The following is an 18,321-nucleotide window of genomic DNA, read 5'->3' on the forward strand; positions in this document are numbered from 1 at the left end:
TATAACAACAAGTCTGCATCAATTCGCCTGAAATGATCTGCGGTTTCTTTGACAGTATTTGCAGTTAAGGCCGGCACACCATAGACCTCGGTTGTTACGCCATAATCTCGTTTGATCTTTTCCAGGAGCAGATCAAAATCCCCGTCACCAGAGAGCAAGATTACGGTATCTACATCCCGGGTCATGTCCAGCACATCAATGGTAATACCGACATCCCAATCGGCTTTGGCCGAACCGTCTTTGCGCGTGATGTAAGGCTTGAGCTTGACCGTAAAGCCAATATGGCGCAAAGCGTCCTGAAACTTGATCTGACTGTCGTCGCCTTTGTCGGTCGCATAGGCTATAGCGGTCACAATCTCACCTTGAGTGCTAACCCGTTTCCAGAATTTGCGATAATTAAACGCCTTCCCAAAAGTATCGCGGGTGGTGTAATAGATGTTTTGCACATCCACGAAAATGGCGATTCTTTTAGTCATAGGTTGTTAATTTTCCAATATGTCTCTCAACTATCCGGTTCCACCGCGTCCGCCGCCGCCAGTGCCTGATTGTTTATTTCGGTTACGGTTTCTATTACGACCTTGGCCACTTTTATTCCCACCTTGAGCGCCGGCCTTTTTTCCCGAGCGACGTCGTCGCCGCTTGGGCTTGGGGCCATCGCTGTTTTTAGCCGAGCGTTGCCCGTCTCTGTGTCCTTCTTTGGGTTTTTTAGGCTTGTGTTTTTTGACCCGTTTGTCCAGACTGGTGAGAGGCACGTCATGTACCGGATCAAAGCCCTCGATGTATTCGCGTTCCAGCAATTGTTTGATGAAATGCTCGATGTCCGACAACTGTTTGTGTTCATCCGCACAGACCAGGGAAATGGCTTTACCGCTTTCACCGGCACGTCCGGTGCGCCCGATGCGATGCACATAATCTTCCGGCACATTTGGTAAATCAAAATTAACCACATGCGGCAAAGAGGAAATATCAATACCTCGAGCAGCAATATCGGTTGCAACCAATACCCGTACATTACCAGCCTTAAAATCTTTTAAAGCTTTGGTGCGCGCGCCCTGACTTTTATTGCCATGAATTGCCGCGGCACTAATGTTTGCCGCGTTCAATTGTTTTGCAAGCTTATTGGCGCCATGCTTGGTCCGTGAAAAAACCAATACCTGTTGCCAGTCACCTTGTTGTATCAAGTGGATCAACAAGGGTGACTTTTGTTTTTTATCCACCGGATGGATCCAGTGTTCAACGCTGTCTACCGTGGTGTTGGCCGGACTGACCGAGATCTCAATCGGGTCTTGCACGATCTTGGCGGCCAGTTTACGAATGTCGTCTGAAAAGGTTGCCGAGAACATCAAGTTCTGACGCTTGGGCGGCATGGCTTTAATAATGCGGCGAATGTCGTGAATGAATCCCATGTCGAGCATGCGATCGGCTTCATCCAGTACCAGAATTTTTACCTGATCGAGTCGAATTGCATTTTGTTGGTGTAAGTCGAGCAAACGCCCCGGGGTTGCCACCAGGATGTCTACGCCACGCCGCATTTTCATCATTTGCGGATTAATACTCACGCCACCATAAACTTCCGCGGTCTTGAGTTTCAGATGCCGCCCGTAATTTTTTACATTGGTGTGAACTTGCGCAGCCAACTCGCGCGTGGGCGTCACGATCAATGCGTGCACCTGATTGGCCGAAGCCTGGTGATTGTCTTTGAGTAACTCCAGGATCGGTAATACAAAACCTGCGGTTTTACCGGTGCCGGTCTGGGCGGCGGCCATGACATCACGGCCTTGCAGCACTGCCGGGATCGCCTGCGCCTGGATTGGAGAGGGAGACTTATAGCGTTGTTCTTCTAAAGCCTGAATAATTGGTCTTGATAAGCCAAGGTCTTTAAACGCCGGGCTTGTGTCTGTTTCACTGGATGAGTCTGAACTCATAATGTTCTCAGTCTGGTAAATAATAGGAGAGTAAAACGAATCCTGAGAGAATGTGCCGGAATTCGCGAGAATAGGGCGGCAGGATACAGCAAAAGAAGAATAGCGTCCGAAACACGGCGAATGTCACGACACAATCGTGCGCAGAATTGACCAGGGAAAGGTTTCTGGTGAAATGTCTTGCAGACAAGAATTATTCGTTTTGACACTATTTGTGGATTATTGACCTGCCTAATAAATCGGCGTTTTGTAGCACTATAGACTTAAAACAAACGTTTTAAGCCCTTGAAAAATCCCTTAAAAACCAGGCTATTAAGTTACAAGTGTAACTACTTCGTCCCAGCCCGGTATAAAGTGCGAGTGTGTGCTTGCATTCATTACTTAACTGTGGAAAAGTCGCTATCCCATGAAGAAAAATCGGCAAAACCAGAAGCAAAAACCACGCGCAATCGCTCAGGAATTGTCTGTGGCTGAGCAAAAATCAGCGCTGTCAGGCCGTTTATCTTCTCTATCTCTGCTAGTCCTCCTTGTGGTGCTAATTATTATGAGCACAACGGGTATGCCTTAACGTAGATAACAAAAACATTAAGAAAAACCCGTTACTCAAATTGAGCAGCGGGTTTTTTTATTAACTAAAACAAACAAATGACACCAAGAAAGAAGACAACGTGAGAAGTGACGCAATAAAAAAAGGCAATGCCAGGGCGCCTGCACGGGCCATGTTACGCGCCACCGGATTAACCGACAGCGATATGGGCAAGCCCATGATCGCCGTGGTCAATACCTGGTCGGAAGTAACCCCGTGCAATATGCATTTACGCGAATTGGCCGAGCCCCTTAAACAAGGTATTCGAGATGCTGGCGGCATTCCGGTCGAGTTCGGGAGTATCGTGGTCTCGGACGGTATTTCCATGGGAACCGAAGGCATGCGTGCCTCCCTGATCTCACGCGAAGTCGTTGCCGATTCCATTGAGCTTGCCGTGCGCGGTCATTCACTGGATGGGGTTGTTGCACTGGTGGGTTGTGATAAAACCATACCCGCCGGCGCCATGGCTCTGGCGAGACTGAATATTCCCGGTCTGGTGGCTTACGGCGGTTCGATCATGCAGGGCAAGCATCAGAAAAAAACCGATAACAACGGTGTAACCGAGATCGCTATCACCATTCAGGACGTGTTTGAAGCCGTGGGTTCACGTGCTGTGGGCAAGATCACCCAAGACGAGTTGGAACAGATTGAAAAATCTGCATGTCCGGGCGCCGGTGCCTGTGGCGGTCAGTTCACCGCGAATACCATGGCCATGGCCTTAACGACATTAGGCTTATCGCCAATGGGATTGAATGACATCCCGGCCGTGCATCCCGATAAGAATGCGGCCATGTATTCAGCCGGCAAACTGGCGGTTGAACGCGTCAATAACCCGATTTTGCCATCAGAGCTCATCACCATTGACGCTTTACGTAACGCGGCCAAGGTCATCACCACGACAGCGGGTTCCACCAACGGTATTTTGCATTTATTGGCGATCGCTCGCGAAGCGGGGGTGGAATTCAATATCGATGAGTTTGATGACATCGCACGTGCAACCCCGGTGATCACTGATCTTAAACCGGTCGGTAAATATATGGCCCCGGACTTGTACGATGCCGGCGGCACGCCCTTGGTAGTCAAGCGTTTGGCAGAAGCCGGCCTGATAACGGACGCACAAACGGTTACCGGAACCAGTTTACTGGGCCATTGTGAGAACTCATCTGAAACCGGAGGCCAACAAGTGGTTTACCCGGTCGATGCACCCGTCAAGTCACGTGGTGGCTTTGGCATTTTGTACGGCGATCTGGCCCCCGAAGGATGTGTGGCCAAACTCGCAGGTCCCGAGCGTTTAAAGCACATCGGTCCGGCCAGAGTTTTTGAGAATGAAGAAGATTCATTTGAAGCGGTGCAAAATAAACAGATCAAAGCCGGTGATGTGATCATCATTCGTAACGAAGGTCCGGCCGGCGGCCCGGGTATGCGTGAAATGCTTGCGGTAACAGCGGCCATTATTGGTCAGGACCTGGGCGACAAGGTTGCATTAATTACAGACGGTCGTTTCAGTGGCGCATCACATGGGTTTGTGATTGGGCACGTTGCACCTGAAGCTGCACGTGGCGGCCCTATCGGTTTGGTGCAAGATGGTGACATCATCACCATCGATATAGATGCCCGCGTGATCAATGTGGAGGCCGATCTCGAAGCGCGTCGTGCAAACTGGTCTCCGGCCAAACCCAAATATACACAAGGTGCAATTGCAAAATACGCCAAACTCGCCAGTAGTGCGTCCTTGGGTGCAAGCACTTCATTTCCGGATTAACCGTATTTAGAAATCTCGAATCAATAAGCTAAACAAAAAATTTTAAAAAGAAATAATTATGCCAACAAGTCACGCAATACAGAGCCAAGCAATCAAACCTGAGAACGAGTCGGTGAATGGCGCCGTGTCTTTGGTTCGCGCCCTGGAAGCACAAGGGGTTGAATATGTGTTTGGCTATCCGGGTGGCGCGATCATGCCGGTTTACGACGCCTTGTATGACAGCAGTTTGAAACATATCTTGTGTCGACACGAGCAAGGTTGTGCATTAGCGGCCGACGGCTATGCCCGCGTGACCGGGAAAGTTGGGGTTTGCATGGCAACCTCGGGCCCTGGTGCGACCAACCTGATCACCGGTATTGCAAACGCCTACATGGATTCCGTTCCTCTACTGGCAATCACCGGCCAAGTGCCCACCTCGGTCATGGGCACTGATGCATTTCAGGAAGTGGATATTTTCAGTATGACCATGGCGGTGGTTAAACACAGTTACATCGTGCGCCACAGTGACGACATTCCTGCGGTGGTGGCCGAAGCCATTGAGCTTGCCCAGTCGGGTCGACCCGGCCCGGTCTTGATCGATATCCCCAAAGATGTAGCAGCCGGAAATATTAGTGGTAAACGCCATATACCGGCCGAGCCGCCATCAGACATTGCCAATTCAACCAGCAATAATCAAGCGGCTCTGGAATTGATCCGGAGTGCCGAAAAACCCTTGCTGTATATCGGTGGTGGAGCTGCCATTGCGGGGGTCGAGAATGAACTACGGGAACTTGCCCAACGCAGTGGCATTCCCGCCGTATCCACATTAAAAGGTTTAGGAGTACTGGCACCCGATTCCGAATATTTCCTGGGTATGCTGGGCATGCACGGAAATCAGGCGGCCAACAAAGCGGTACAAAGCAGTGACCTGTTAATTGCCATCGGGGTGCGCTTCGATGATCGCGCTACCGGTAAACTCGATGAGTTTGCCCCACATGCAAAAATTTTACACATCGAAGTGGACGCGGCCGAGATCGCCAAGTTGCGTGCCGTGGATGTGGCCTTGCACGGTGACCTGAATGATCAATTAAGTGTACTCGACGAACTTGAACATCAAGCCATTGCGGCCTGGCAGCGCGAGTGTAAAAAACTCATTCAGGAATTCTCCTGGCGCTACGATTATCCGAATGCGGATATTTACGCACCCTTGCTGCTCAAACGCTTGAGTGAGAAAGCCTCCGATGACCTGATCATCAGTTGCGATGTTGGCCAACACCAGATGTGGGTGGCCCAACATTGTGCGATCAATCATCCCAGTCAACATTTAAGTAGCGCTGGTTTGGGCACCATGGGTTACGGCTTACCGGCCGGAGTTGGCGCCCAGTTCGCCAAACCGGATGCGCCCGTGGTGGTGGTCAGTGGTGATGGCTCGATCATGATGAATATTCAGGAGTTGGCCACACTTAAGCGTTATCAATTGCCGGTAAAAATCCTCTTACTGGATAATTCGGCTCTGGGTCTGGTGCGTCAATGGCAAGATCTGTTCTTTGAAGGCCGTCGCTCCGAAGTCGACTTGTCGGATAACCCGGATTTTTGTGAAGTATTTGCCACCTTCGGCTTGCACACCAAACGCATCAGTCAGGCCAACGAGATCGAAGAGGGTCTGGACTTTTTGCTCAACACCAACGAAGCGTGTTTATTGCATGTGATCATCGACAAACAAGCGAATGTCTGGCCTTTGGTGCCGCCGGGGAAATCCAATGATTCGATGATGGATGAAAGTTATTAACACTGATTTAAGTAGACGATTAAGTAGATTTTGATTATGCAAACTGTAAGCACTGAAACCCGACGCTTTGCGATTGACTTGCACGCCAATGATGGCGCATTGATGCGGGTGCTTGGATTGATCGACCGGCGCGGACATCGTGTCATCACCATGCACTCCCTGATGCCCAGTCCCACGCGTTTTCGTCTGGAACTCGAGATCGAGGCCGGCACTCCGCGCCAAGATGTCTTGATCCACCAGATCCAGCGCTTGGCCGATGTGATCAAGGCGGTCAATCTTACCGAGGCAGAATTGGCCGAGGGATTGAGAAAAAACACTTTGCGCTACTCCAGACACGACACCATGATCGATTAATGCAACAAGCTTGAAAGGCAACAAAAATTTCACACGGTATAGAAGTATGAACACGGTTAAAATATTCGACACAACTTTACGCGACGGCGAACAGTCTCCCGGCTGTTCCATGAATATTGATGAGAAACTGAAAATTGCCCATGCCCTCGACGAACTGGGCGTGGACATTATCGAGGCCGGATTTCCAGCTGCGTCACCCGGTGATTTTTCGGCTGTGCACAAGGTTGCTTCCCTCGGATTGAAGTCTACCATTTGTGGTCTGGCCCGCTCGCAACAAGGTGATATTGAATCCGTGGCAAAAGCCCTGGAGCCTGCACCGAATAAACGCCTGCATGTGTTTATTGCCACCAGTCCATTGCATCGTCAATACAAGCTGCAAATGGAAAAAGACCAGATCTTGCAGAGTATTGAAGAATCGGTCACGTTTGCACGTCAGTATTTTGACGACATCGAGTTTTCCGCCGAAGACGCCGGTCGTACCGAACTGGATTTTTTGGCCGAGGCTTTTCAGGTTGCGGTTTCCGCCGGTGCCACCACCTTGAATATTCCTGACACGGTCGGTTACACCACGCCCACAGAATTCGCGAACATTTTTCGCCACATCAAATCCACCCTAGCTGGGCGTGATGACATTATTCTGAGTTCGCATTGTCACAATGATCTGGGGCTTGCCGTTGCCAACAGCCTGGCTGCGATCGAAGCCGGAGCGCGTCAGGTCGAATGCACCATTAATGGCATTGGCGAACGTGCGGGAAATGCCGCCTTGGAAGAAGTGGTCATGGCTTTAAAAACCCGTAAGCCTTATTACGGGGTAGACACCACGATCAATACCAAACGACTGCACCCGACCTCGCGCCTGGTCAGTCTGATCACCGGCTCCAGTGTGCAGGCCAATAAAGCCATCGTAGGGCGTAATGCCTTTGCGCACGAGGCCGGCATTCATCAACACGGCATGCTCAAGAACCGCAACACCTACGAGATTATGCAACCGGAAGACGTGGGGATTGAGAAAACCTCACTGGTGCTGGGCAAACACAGCGGTCGTCACGCTTTTCGAGAGCGCCTGCAGTCCCTGGGCATCAGTTTTGATGAAAATAATTTGAACGACCTATTTAAACAATTCAAACAACTGGCTGATCGTAAAAAAGACATCACCGATGAGGATCTGGAATTTTTGGTTCTGGGCAAGCAAGCGCAATCCGGTCCCTGGGAATTATTTTCCTTGCAAGTGCAAACCACAGTTCGACATGGCCAGCAAAACGCAACCGCCATTGTCGAAGTCCTGCATAAAGGCAAACCGGTTCTGGCTACAGCGGATGGCGATGGTCCGGTGAATGCCGTGATTAATGCGATGCGTAAAGCGATGAACACCGAGATCGAGCTTTTTGACTATCGTATACAGAACATCAGTATTGGCGATGACGCACAAGGTGAGGTAAAAGTCTCTTTATCAATCGACGGCCAGCAACGCAATGGTTCCGGTGCGAGCACCGACATTGTTGAAGCCACTGCACTGGCGGTTATTAATTGCATCAACCGTGAATGCAAACGCCAGAAACAAAATTCCACGGAGTTATACGATGACTCTAGCGAGCAACAAATTAAATCAGCACAAAGGGCAATATGACCATGAGTAATAAAAAACAAATCTGGATGAACGGTGCACTGATCCCCTGGGATGAGGCCAATGTACATGTCATGACACACGCCATTCATTACGGCTCGTCGGTCTTCGAAGGTGTGCGCGCCTACGATACCCATAAAGGTACCGCGATCTTTCGTTTGCCCGAACACACGCGCCGCTTGTTTGAATCGGCCCGGGTTTATGACCTTGAGGTTGGCGTTAATGAAGAACAAATGAATAACATTTGCAAACAAGTGGTGGTGGCCAATGACCTGAATGAAGCCTACATCCGTCCGGTAGTTTTCCGCGGCAATGGCGGTCTTGGTCTGTACGCCAAGCCTGGCTCGCCGGTGGAAACGGTGGTTGCGGCCATTGAATGGGACAATTTCATGGGCGCGGAAGCGCGTGAAAAAGGCATACGGGCCTGTGTCTCAAGTTGGGCACGTCTGGCCCCCAACACCATGCCATCCGGGGTTAAGGCCGGAGGCAATTATCTCTCCAGTCAATTGATCACCCGTGAAGCGCATCGCCTCGGCTTTGACGAGGGGATAGGCTTGGGCGTTGACGGAACCTTGTCAGAAGGTGCCGGAGAGAATCTGTTCATTATTCGGGACGATATTATTTACACCCCGACCGCGGGTTGTTCCATCCTGAGTGGTATCACGCGTGATACTGTCATCAAACTGGCGGGTAAACTCGGGTTTGAAGTGCGCGAACAAGGCTTGCCACGCGAAGCTTTATACACCGCCGATGAAATATTCATGACGGGTACGGCCGCCGAGATCACGCCGGTACGTTCAGTGGATGATAACGAAGTGCGTTGCGGAGGTCGTGGCCCGATGACCAAGGCCTTACAGGATGCATTCTTTGGTCTTATCGATGGCACAACCGAAGACGAGTGGGGCTGGTTCCATCTGGTTAAGGACCCGGCCGAGACCGGAAATGTACATCGTTTAGTGCGATAAATAATTTTCCCAAGAGATTTATATGAGCAGCACTCAGCCAAAAACCTTGTACGACAAAGTGTGGGACGCGCATTGTGTACAGCCGGAGACTTCGGATTTTCCGGCTATTTTATATATTGATCTGCACTTGTTGCATGAAGTTACTTCGCCCCAGGCTTTTGCTGAACTGGAAACGCGTGGCCTGCCGGTGCGTTCGGTGAAAAATTGTTTGGCCACCATCGATCATTCCACCCCAACCACTGCTCCGGATGCTGACGGGAATCGTGATTACGTTACACCCCAGGCTAAAAAGCAAGTTGATACCTTACTCGCCAATTGCCAAAAACACGGGATCGAATGCCATGCCTGGGACAGTCCGCACCGCGGCATTGTGCATGTGATCGGTCCCGAGATCGGCGCTACCCAGCCGGGTAAAACCATCGTGTGCGGCGATTCACACACCAGTACCCATGGCGCCTTTGGGGCCCTGGCCTTTGGCATTGGCACTACGGAAGTCGGGCATGTACTCGCCAGCCAGTGTTTATTGCAACGCAAATCCAAAAGCATGCGCATTACAGTTGATGGTGAACTTCAGGACAGTGTCAGCGCCAAGGATGTGATCTTGCATATCATCGCCAGCATTGGCGTGAATGGTGGCACCGGTTATGTCATCGAATACGCCGGTTCAGCCATACGCGCCATGGACATGGAAGAGCGCATGACCGTGTGTAATATGTCGATCGAATGCGGTGCTCGCGCTGGAATGATCGCGCCGGATGAAACAACTGTTGCCTATTTAAAAGGTCGTAAGCACGCGCCACAAGGCGCCGACTGGGATGCGGCAGTGACTGCGTGGAAATCATTAGCTACAGACATGGATGCAGTTTTTGATGCCGAAGTGCAGATCAATGCCAGCGATATTCAACCCACCATCACTTATGGCACGCACCCGGGCATGGCATTTGCCGTGAACTCGGTAATCCCGCAGAGTGAGGATGCGTCTGATAAGAGCTCGCTGGAGTACATGCGTTTTGCCCAGGGCGAACAGGTACTGGGGAAACCTATTGACCTGGTATTTATTGGCAGTTGTACCAATTCACGCATCCGGGATCTGCGTGTGGCAGCAAAAATTATGTCCCAAAAGAAAGTTAAAGTTCGCACCTTGGTCGTCGCGGGTTCGGAATTAATTAAGCAACAAGCCGAGGCCGAAGGCTTGCACGAAATTTTTCTTCAGGCGGGTGCCGAGTGGCGGGAGCCTGGCTGTTCCATGTGTCTGGGCATGAACGGAGACATTGGCAAACCCGGCGACCTGGTGGTGAGCACCAGTAATCGTAATTTCATCGGACGCCAGGGCAAAGACGTGCGCACCATTCTTGCGAGTCCGATGGTTGCGGCCACATCCGCTATTCAGGGAAAAATTGCTGACCCCAGAGAGCAGGAGTGTGCGGCATGAGTCAGAACAGTCAAAGCAATATGCTTGTTTCGAAAACATTCAACCTGTTAACCGACAATATCGATACCGACCAGATCATCCCGGCCAAGTTTCTCACCACCACCAGCCGTAAAGGCCTGGGTGCCGGGGCCTTTTATAACTGGCGTTATGACGAATCTGGTAATGAATTATCCGAACATGCGTTTACTCAATTTGACCCACAGGAAACCGCTATCCTGGTGGGTGGTAATAACTTCGGGTGTGGTTCATCGCGCGAACACGCACCCTGGGCTTTACTGGACCTGGGATTCAAAGTGGTGATGTCGACCCAGTTTGCCGACATCTTTCGAAACAACTGCATTAAAAACGGTTTACTGCCCATCGTCATCGATGCTAAAACTTATCAGTTTTTAAGTGACAATCCGGTTACCGAAGTCACAATTAATATTTCAGCGTTGAGCTATGACATCAATGGCTTTGGCAGTTTTACTTTCGAACTGGATGAGTTCTCGCAATATTGTTTATCGCACAACTACGATCAACTCGATTATCTTTTGTCACAACAAGAAAAAATAGATGCTTACGAAAAAGCATTGCATGAATAAGGCGTAGAAAAATTATGTCCAGAATAAAAAAGATCGTTGGCCTACCAGGCGACGGCATTGGCCCGGAAGTCTATAACGAAGCCAAACGCGTGCTATTACAGCTTAAAGAAATTTATCAACTCGATATAGATCTACAAGAATATCCCGTTGGGGGAGCCGCAATTGATAGTCACTCGGATCCTTTGCCACAAAGCACTATCGACGCCTGTGCACAAGCCGATGCTATTTTGCTGGGGGCTATCGGTGGGCCAAAATGGGATCAACTCAAGGGAGCCGACCGACCTGAAGCTGGCTTATTGAAATTACGTAAAACTTTTAATTTGTTTGCCAACCTGCGACCTGTGAGTTTGCAAAAATCATTGGCAAGCTTATCTCCCCTGAAAACAGAAAAACTCCAGGGTGTCGATATGTTGATCGTGCGTGAGTTAACCGGGGGCTTGTATTTCGGTAATAAATTTCGCGAAGGTGATACCGCTACGGATACCTGTGTTTATTCGGTTCCCGAGATCGAGCGCATCACACGCCTGGCGTTTAAACTGGCTCAAGGCCGACGCAACAAAGTGACTTCGGTGGATAAAGCCAATGTGATGGAAACTTCTCGCCTGTGGAGAGAAACTGTCATTCGAATTGCGGCCGAGGAATTTCCCGAGGTTGAATTGGAACATATCCTGGTGGATGCCGCGGCCATGCATTTGATCGCAAAACCCGCTCACTTTGATGTGCTTCTGACGGAAAATCTGTTTGGAGATATTTTGTCGGATGAAGCATCCATGTTGTGTGGCTCATTAGGCGTTTTACCATCGGCATCATTTTCCGGGCAAGACGCCACACAGTCCGTAGCCTTGTACGAACCCATTCACGGTTCAGCGCCGGATATTGCCGGGCAGGATATTGCCAACCCGGCTGCCATGTTATTAAGTTTGGCTATGCTGTTACGCCATTCTCTTGGGCATGAGAAAGCGGCGACTGACCTGGAAAAAGCGGTGTTTACAAGCTGGGATGCTGGCATCCTGACGGCTGATCTGACCAACAATGCACCGGTTAGCACACAAGAGTTCACCGACTCAGTCATAAACGCATTAACTAACAAGCGTACCTATTCAGAAAACCTGCATAGACTTGGTTGAAGCATGGGCAGTACTCCAACATCGCATCTTACTTCGGCCTCACCGAAGATTAACTCTGTACAACAGGAATATCTGGACAAGATCCAGGCTCTTGATCTGAGTGATCTGGTGGTGCATACCGGACTGACGCATTTACCGCATTTGTCCGAACGACTTGCTTGTGATATTCGTTTGAAGCGTGAGGATCAGCAAAGCGTTTTTTCATTCAAGATCCGTGGCGCCTACGCCAAATTGCAAAGTCTTACTGATAGCGAGCGTAAAAAAGGGGTGATCTGTGCCTCTGCCGGCAATCACGCCCAGGGAGTCGCGGTGGCGGCCAAACATTTGGGTATCAGTGCCGTGGTGGTCATGCCGATCATCACACCGGACATCAAAGTTGAAGCGGTGCGCGCCAAAGGGGCTGACGTAGTCTTATATGGCGAAAATTTTGATCAAGCCTGCGAACATGCCTACGACTTGGCAGAACAACAGCAGCGCGTTTTTGTACACCCTTACGACGACGAGGTTGTGATTCAGGGACAGGCCACCATTGGACTGGAAATCCTGCAACAATTACCCCATACCGATTATGTGTATGTGCCGATTGGTGGTGGCGGTATGGCGGCTGGAATAGCGCTTGCGATCAAAGCGCTCAAACCCGAGTGTAAAGTAATCGGCGTGGAGGCGGCGGAAAGTGCGTCCATGCATGCAGCATTTGCTGCGGGTAAGCCGGTTGCTCTGGGATCTGTCGGGCGCTTTGCCGAGGGCGTGGCCGTTAAACAAGTCGGTGAGCTTACATATCAGCTGTGTAAACAATTTGTGGATGACATCATCCAGGTTAGTAACGACGAGATCTGTGCGGCAACCCAGGACACTTTTGAGGATGCGCGTGTGATTCCAGAACCGGCCGGAGCGATCGCATTGGCCGGAATTAAAAAACATTTACCCACATTAGATACAAAACCTCAATTTGTGGTTGGTATTTTGTGCGGTGCCAATGTAAATTTTAATCGATTGCGATATATTGCCGAGCGCGCTGACCTTGGAGAGCAAAAAGAAGCCATACTCGCTGTCACCATTCCGGAACGACCTGGCAGTTTTTTGCAATTTTGTGAAGTGATCGGTGAACGCTCTATTACCGAGTTTAATTATCGTTACAACGATGAGAGCGAAGCGCATGTGTTTGTCGGGGTGGCATTGAAACAGGGTGCTGTGGAAAAAATGCAATTGATCAATGCCCTGGAAAAGGCCGGTTATGCGCCCGTCGACTTGTCTGCGGACGAGACCGCCAAGTCACACGTGCGTTACATGGTGGGTGGGCGAGCCAAACAAGCCTTGCATGAAAAACTCTACCGCTTTTCTTTTCCGGAACAGCCCGGCGCTTTATTGGGGTTTTTGAAAAAAATGGCCAGCAACTGGAACATCTCACTATTCCATTACCGCAATCACGGCAGCGATTATGGTCGGGTTTTACTGGGAATCCAGGTGCCGGACAATGACGCGCTCGCCTTTACCCGCTTTTTGAACGCGACCGGCTTTAGTTATGTGAACGAATCAGAAAATCCGGCGTATAAATTATTTTTATAATAGGCAAAAAAAACCGGCGATCAACGCCGGTTTTAATTATCTAACTTTCTTTAGATCGGTAATTGCCCTGGATTATTTTAGGCAAAAGCCCCGGCACGTTTAAGCTTTCTGAACTCTCTAAAACTCAACATGCGCTGTTTTTCTTCATCCCATAAACGCAGACTGGCGGTTTTAAAACTGCGCCAGAAGGTCAGCGGCTTGATCTCGGCAAACAGTTCATTGGCCTTGTGGCATTTTTCCAGCATATAATTCGGGATACGTGGACTCAGGTGATGAATATGGTGGAAACCGATGTTGCCGGAGAACCATTGCAGTACTTTGGGTAATTTATAGAACGAACTTCCCTCAACCGCACCTTTGATAAAGTCCCAGTGATTTTGTGCTTCCCAATAAGCATCCTCAAACTGATGCTGCACATAGAACAGCCACACCCCCCAGATCGCGGCCATCCAGATCACGGGTAACATGATCAAACTGAAGGTTGCCAGTCCCATGGTATAAGTTCCGATCAGGAACATCACAGCAATTCCAAGATTATTCATGCGCACACTGATGCGATTTGCTGCGGTATTGGTTTTCCCGTAACTGAAACGGTAGTCGATGACAAACATCAGGAAGGGTGCGAGTACAAACAGAAACAAAGGATGGCGAAATGCTTTGTAACCCAGGCGTTTCCAGAATCCGGAGTTCATGTATTCTTTTACTGTCATGGTCCAGACATCACCGGTACCACGTTTATCCAGGTTGCCTGCAGTACCGTGATGGATTGCATGTTCACGGGTCCATTTTTGGTAAGGCGTAAACACCAAGACTCCACAAATGTAACCCCAGAAATCATTGGCTTTTTTGGTTTTGAAAAACGAGCCATGCCCGCAATCGTGCATAATGATGAAAACCCGGATCAGGAATCCGGCCGCCAGTAATGCCAATGGTAGCACCAGCCAGTATGAAACTTGCATGGCGAAAGGCATCAGGATCCAAAGACCTATATAAGGAACGATTGAATTCACCAATTGCCAAACGGCACGTTTGGTGTTGGCCTGGGTGTAGTTGGCGATCATTTGTTGCCAACGCTGTTTTATCTGCTCGATCTTGTCGAGTGCGTGTTGTGTACTCAAGTGAATTGACTCCGAAATGTTGCTCTGGTCAGATTGCCAGATTTAGTATCTTTTGTAAGGTGATTGTAACTCATTCGGCTTAGTAACAGGTTTTTCGTGACCCATCTGAAAAAAACTCCATATTAAAGAGACACTTAGAATCTTTGTCATATAAATCAAGCAATAAAAAAGCGCCCCGAAAGGCGCTTTTGAATGGGTTTATGAATTGCCGTTACATCCAATACACAAAGAAATACAACATGATCCAGACCACGTCAACAAAGTGCCAATACCACTCGGCGGCCAGGAAGCCAAAATGCCGTTCCGGGGTAAAGTGCCCGCGTTTTATGCGTACCGCCATGATGGTTAACAAGGTTGCCCCCAAGGTTACGTGCAAGCCGTGAAAGCCGGTGAGCATAAAGAAGGTCGATCCGTAAATGCCGGTTTCCATTCTCAAATTCAGATGTGCATAGGCTTCGTAGTATTCAAAGGCCTGCAAGCCCACAAACAGGAAGCCCAGTAACACCGAAACCACCGTATACCAAAACGCTTTGTCCATCTTGTTCTTCAGCATGGCGTGATGGGCAATAGTGATGGTGAACGAAGAACTGATCAACAGAATGGTGTTGATGGTCGGAAGCGGGAAAGGCCCCATGGGTTTGTATTCGCCACCCAGGGCTTCCGGTCCATTACTTGGCCAACCGCCTTCAAAACCGCTGTGTAACAAAAAGTTGGTAAAGAAATTGTTACCGTCACCGGCTAGCCATGGCAAGGCAAACTGACGCGCGTAGAACAGAGCGCCAAAGAATCCGGCAAAAAACATGACTTCTGAAAAAATAAACCAGCCAATACCCATGCGGTAGGAGCGATCCACTTGTAAATTATTAATGCCTTCGTTGTTTTCGCGAATCACATCCGCGCCCCAACCAAAGATCATGTAAATAATCGCGGCAAGACCGAGCAAAAATACCCATTTACCGGAAGCAACGCCATTTAACCAGTTAGCGGCCCCAATCATGAAAATAAACAAGGCAACAGCAGCAATGATCGGCCATCTGCTGGAATGCGGAACGTAATATTGTTTACTGTAGTCAGCGGCGTGTGCCATTGGTCTTTCCTCTATTATTACTTGTCTAAATTACTATAATTAGTTTGACGCAGCCTGTAACTTTTCCTGTGTGAGTTTTTTATTCACAAAAAAAGTATACGACAGCGTCATGCGTTCTATGTGTTCGGGCAAGGCCGGGTCAATTACAAACTGCACTGGCATTTCCCGTCCTTCATTGGCTGCAAAATCTTGTTGTGTAAAACAAAAACATTCCAGCTTTTTAAAATGCTTGTTCACTTCTACCGGTTTAACATCCGGCGTGGCGGTTCCGACCACAGTTCTGGCTTGCAGGTTTTGAGCAAAATAATTTGCTGTATATACCTTGCCAGGGTGCACTTGCATTTTACTCAGGACCGGGCGGAATACCCAATCCTGGTTGTCTGCCGTGTTGGCAATAAACTCAACCGTGATCAAGCGGTTTTCATCTACTACAATATCACTAGTCATTTCGGCCTGGACATTCTGGGTTCTGAAACCCGTCACCTCGCAAAAAATATCGTACAAGGGAATCAAGGCAAAACCAAAGCCAAACATCCCGATCGCAAACAATACTAACTGGCCAACCAGTTTGTTATTTTCTTTTTGGTTTGCGTTACTCACTAGTTGCTGGCGACCTTAAGCGCCGTTGTTACTTTTCCAGGTTAAATAAATAAAAGCAAAAAATACCGTCAGGGCAAAGGCCAGGACTTTAAGGGCAGTCGCGATATTCTTGCGGTCTTGCTCTTTTTTGGCTTGCTTGTCCGTATTCAATGTCATTGTCTGTTATTTACACTACACGTGGCGGGGTTTCAAAGGTGTGGAAAGGTGCCGGTGAAGGAACCGTCCACTCCAGTCCAACCGGGTTATCCCAAACCTGCGCAGACACTTTGTCGCCTTTTTGACGCACGGCTTGAATGATCACATACAGGAAGATCAATTGTGACAGTCCAAATGCAAAAGCACCGACACTTGAGATCATATTAAAGTTGGTGAATTGTGTGGCGTAATCCGGGATACGACGCGGCATGCCGGCCAGCCCGAGGAAATGTTGCGGAAAGAAGGTCACGTTGACAAAAATTGTAGACATCCAGAAGTGCCATTTTCCCGCCTTGGTGTTGTACATTACTCCGGTCCATTTTGGTAGCCAGTAATAAACCCCGGCGATAATTCCGAATATGGCGCCCGGAACCAGTACGTAATGGAAATGCGCCACCACGAAATACGAATCGTGATACTGGAAGTCAGCGGGAACGATGGCCAGCATCAACCCGGAGAAACCACCAATCGTAAACAGGAACACAAAAGCCAGTGCGAACAGCATCGGGGTCTCGAAACTCATCGAGCCTTTCCACATGGTGGCAACCCAGTTAAAGACCTTAACCCCGGTGGGCACGGCGATCAACATGGTGGCGAACATGAAAAACAGCTGCCCTGATAATGGCATGCCCACGGTAAACATGTGATGCGCCCAGACGATGAAGGACAAGAAGGCAATTCCCGCGGTCGCGTAGACCATGGCCTCATAGCCGAACAAGGGTTTTCGTGAGAAGGTCGGAATAATTTCTGAAACCACCCCGAAGGCCGGCAAGATCAGAATGTAGACCTCGGGATGACCAAAGAACCAGAAAATGTGCTGGAACATGACCGGATCACCGCCACCTGCAGCATTGAAAAAGCTGGTGCCAAAGAACTGATCGGTCAACAACATGGTGACCGCGCCAGCCAAGACCGGCATAACAGCGATCAACAAGTAAGCGGTGATCAACCAGGTCCAGCAGAACAAAGGCATTTTCAACAAGCTCATGCCAGGTGCTCGCATGTTCAGAATGGTCACGATCACGTTCATCGCGCCCATGATGGAAGAGATACCCATCAAGTGGATCGACAAGATCACAAACGGGAAGGCGTCACCGGTTTGCAACATCAGGGGTGGATACATGGTCCAGCCACCGGCCGGCGCGCCACCTTCCATAAACAAGGTCGAGAACAAGATCAGGAACGCTGCAGGCAAGAGCCAGAAACTCCAGTTATTCAAACGCGGCAAGGCCATGTCGGGAGCGCCCACTTGCAATGGCACCATCCAGTTGGCCAGACCGGTAAAGGCCGGCATCACACCACCAAAGATCATGAATAAGGCATGCATGGTGGTCATGGAATTAAAGAATTGCGGATCGACCAGTTGTAAGCCAGGCTGGAATAATTCGGCACGGATCACAAACGCCATCAAACCACCGATAATGAACATGCTGAAAGCAAAGATCAGATACATGCTGCCGATGTCTTTGTGGTTGGTTGCGTAGATCCAGCGACGAATGCCTTTGGCCGGGCCGTGATCGTCGTGTGCGTGGTCGTGGCTTGTATCGTGTGTGGCGACTGTTGTAGTCATTCCTTACTCCTGAAAAATCGTCCGCTTGGCGGTGTTTTCGTTTCTTTGATTCTTAAAAGTT

General features: G+C 49.6%; 16 protein-coding genes. 9 read left to right on the forward strand and 7 right to left on the reverse strand.

Translation table 11 applies throughout. The annotated features are described in order from the left end of the window. The coding region (locus tag HKN88_01915) for an NYN domain-containing protein (GenBank protein ID NNC96807.1) at positions 1-476 on the reverse strand (476 nt) is incomplete at its 3' end. A gap of 30 nt (positions 477-506) precedes the next feature. After that, complete coding sequence (locus HKN88_01920) at positions 507-1,925, reverse strand: DEAD/DEAH box helicase (protein NNC96808.1); 1,419 nt, start codon at positions 1,923-1,925, stop codon at positions 507-509. Positions 1,926-2,590: 665 nt separating this feature from the next. Between HKN88_01920 and ilvD the strand changes: the two genes are divergently transcribed. From ilvD to ilvA, 9 genes are read left to right on the forward strand one after another with little or no spacing between them, the layout of a single operon-like run. Then, positions 2,591-4,270: a dihydroxy-acid dehydratase gene (ilvD, locus tag HKN88_01925; GenBank protein NNC96809.1), complete on the forward strand. Its 1,680-nt coding sequence runs from the start codon at positions 2,591-2,593 to the stop codon at positions 4,268-4,270. Positions 4,271-4,328: 58 nt separating this feature from the next. Then, positions 4,329-6,038 (forward strand): acetolactate synthase 2 catalytic subunit, encoded by a 1,710-nt coding sequence (locus HKN88_01930; GenBank protein NNC96810.1) that lies wholly within the window; start codon positions 4,329-4,331, stop codon positions 6,036-6,038. Positions 6,039-6,074: 36 nt separating this feature from the next. Next, positions 6,075-6,392 (forward strand): hypothetical protein, encoded by a 318-nt coding sequence (locus tag HKN88_01935; protein NNC96811.1) that lies wholly within the window; start codon positions 6,075-6,077, stop codon positions 6,390-6,392. Positions 6,393-6,438: 46 nt separating this feature from the next. Beyond that, on the forward strand, positions 6,439-8,019 hold the full coding sequence (locus tag HKN88_01940) for a 2-isopropylmalate synthase (GenBank protein ID NNC96812.1): 1,581 nt from the start codon (positions 6,439-6,441) through the stop codon (positions 8,017-8,019). Next, a complete protein-coding gene (locus HKN88_01945) occupies positions 8,016-8,981 on the forward strand; it encodes a branched-chain amino acid transaminase (GenBank protein NNC96813.1) in 966 nt (321 codons plus the stop codon). Before HKN88_01940 ends, HKN88_01945 begins: the two co-directional genes overlap by 4 nt. Positions 8,982-9,003: 22 nt before the next feature. After that, entirely contained in the window at positions 9,004-10,413 is a 1,410-nt protein-coding gene (gene leuC, locus HKN88_01950) for a 3-isopropylmalate dehydratase large subunit (protein ID NNC96814.1), read from the forward strand. Then, a complete protein-coding gene (gene leuD / locus HKN88_01955) occupies positions 10,410-10,997 on the forward strand; it encodes a 3-isopropylmalate dehydratase small subunit (GenBank protein ID NNC96815.1) in 588 nt (195 codons plus the stop codon). Before leuC ends, leuD begins: the two co-directional genes overlap by 4 nt. 14 nt (positions 10,998-11,011) lie before the next feature. Next, positions 11,012-12,124 (forward strand): 3-isopropylmalate dehydrogenase, encoded by a 1,113-nt coding sequence (gene leuB / locus HKN88_01960; GenBank protein ID NNC96816.1) that lies wholly within the window; start codon positions 11,012-11,014, stop codon positions 12,122-12,124. A 3-nt stretch (positions 12,125-12,127) separates the two neighbouring features. Next, a complete protein-coding gene (ilvA, locus tag HKN88_01965; protein ID NNC96817.1) occupies positions 12,128-13,690 on the forward strand; it encodes a threonine ammonia-lyase, biosynthetic in 1,563 nt (520 codons plus the stop codon). A gap of 77 nt (positions 13,691-13,767) precedes the next feature. Here ilvA and HKN88_01970 read toward each other — a convergent pair whose 3' ends face one another. The 5 genes from HKN88_01970 to ctaD form a co-directional block, all read right to left on the reverse strand. Further along, positions 13,768-14,751 (reverse strand): fatty acid desaturase, encoded by a 984-nt coding sequence (locus HKN88_01970; protein NNC96818.1) that lies wholly within the window; start codon positions 14,749-14,751, stop codon positions 13,768-13,770. Between the two features lie 268 nt (positions 14,752-15,019). Next, positions 15,020-15,895 (reverse strand): cytochrome c oxidase subunit 3, encoded by an 876-nt coding sequence (locus HKN88_01975; GenBank protein ID NNC96819.1) that lies wholly within the window; start codon positions 15,893-15,895, stop codon positions 15,020-15,022. Between the two features lie 39 nt (positions 15,896-15,934). Next, complete coding sequence (locus HKN88_01980) at positions 15,935-16,495, reverse strand: cytochrome c oxidase assembly protein (GenBank protein ID NNC96820.1); 561 nt, start codon at positions 16,493-16,495, stop codon at positions 15,935-15,937. A gap of 15 nt (positions 16,496-16,510) precedes the next feature. Next, positions 16,511-16,651: a hypothetical protein gene (locus tag HKN88_01985; GenBank protein NNC96821.1), complete on the reverse strand. Its 141-nt coding sequence runs from the start codon at positions 16,649-16,651 to the stop codon at positions 16,511-16,513. A gap of 10 nt (positions 16,652-16,661) precedes the next feature. Beyond that, positions 16,662-18,260, reverse strand: coding sequence for a cytochrome c oxidase subunit I (ctaD, locus tag HKN88_01990; GenBank protein NNC96822.1), 1,599 nt, complete (start codon positions 18,258-18,260; stop codon positions 16,662-16,664). Positions 18,261-18,321: the final 61 nt, after the last annotated feature.

It is taken from the genome of Gammaproteobacteria bacterium (assembly GCA_013001575.1).
GTDB lineage: Bacteria > Pseudomonadota > Gammaproteobacteria > Steroidobacterales > JABDMI01 > JABDMI01.

Coding starts and splice junctions, on each gene's coding strand:
- HKN88_01920 (NNC96808.1), bottom strand. CDS start 1,925: ATGAGTTCAGACTCATCCAGTGAAACAGACACAAGCCCGGCGTTTAAA.
- HKN88_01930 (NNC96810.1), top strand. CDS start 4,329: ATGCCAACAAGTCACGCAATACAGAGCCAAGCAATCAAACCTGAGAAC.
- HKN88_01935 (NNC96811.1), top strand. CDS start 6,075: ATGCAAACTGTAAGCACTGAAACCCGACGCTTTGCGATTGACTTGCAC.
- HKN88_01940 (NNC96812.1), top strand. CDS start 6,439: ATGAACACGGTTAAAATATTCGACACAACTTTACGCGACGGCGAACAG.
- HKN88_01945 (NNC96813.1), top strand. CDS start 8,016: ATGACCATGAGTAATAAAAAACAAATCTGGATGAACGGTGCACTGATC.
- leuC (NNC96814.1), top strand. CDS start 9,004: ATGAGCAGCACTCAGCCAAAAACCTTGTACGACAAAGTGTGGGACGCG.
- leuD (NNC96815.1), top strand. CDS start 10,410: ATGAGTCAGAACAGTCAAAGCAATATGCTTGTTTCGAAAACATTCAAC.
- leuB (NNC96816.1), top strand. CDS start 11,012: ATGTCCAGAATAAAAAAGATCGTTGGCCTACCAGGCGACGGCATTGGC.
- ilvA (NNC96817.1), top strand. CDS start 12,128: ATGGGCAGTACTCCAACATCGCATCTTACTTCGGCCTCACCGAAGATT.
- HKN88_01970 (NNC96818.1), bottom strand. CDS start 14,751: ATGATCGCCAACTACACCCAGGCCAACACCAAACGTGCCGTTTGGCAA.
- HKN88_01975 (NNC96819.1), bottom strand. CDS start 15,895: ATGGCACACGCCGCTGACTACAGTAAACAATATTACGTTCCGCATTCC.
- HKN88_01985 (NNC96821.1), bottom strand. CDS start 16,651: ATGACATTGAATACGGACAAGCAAGCCAAAAAAGAGCAAGACCGCAAG.
- ctaD (NNC96822.1), bottom strand. CDS start 18,260: ATGACTACAACAGTCGCCACACACGATACAAGCCACGACCACGCACAC.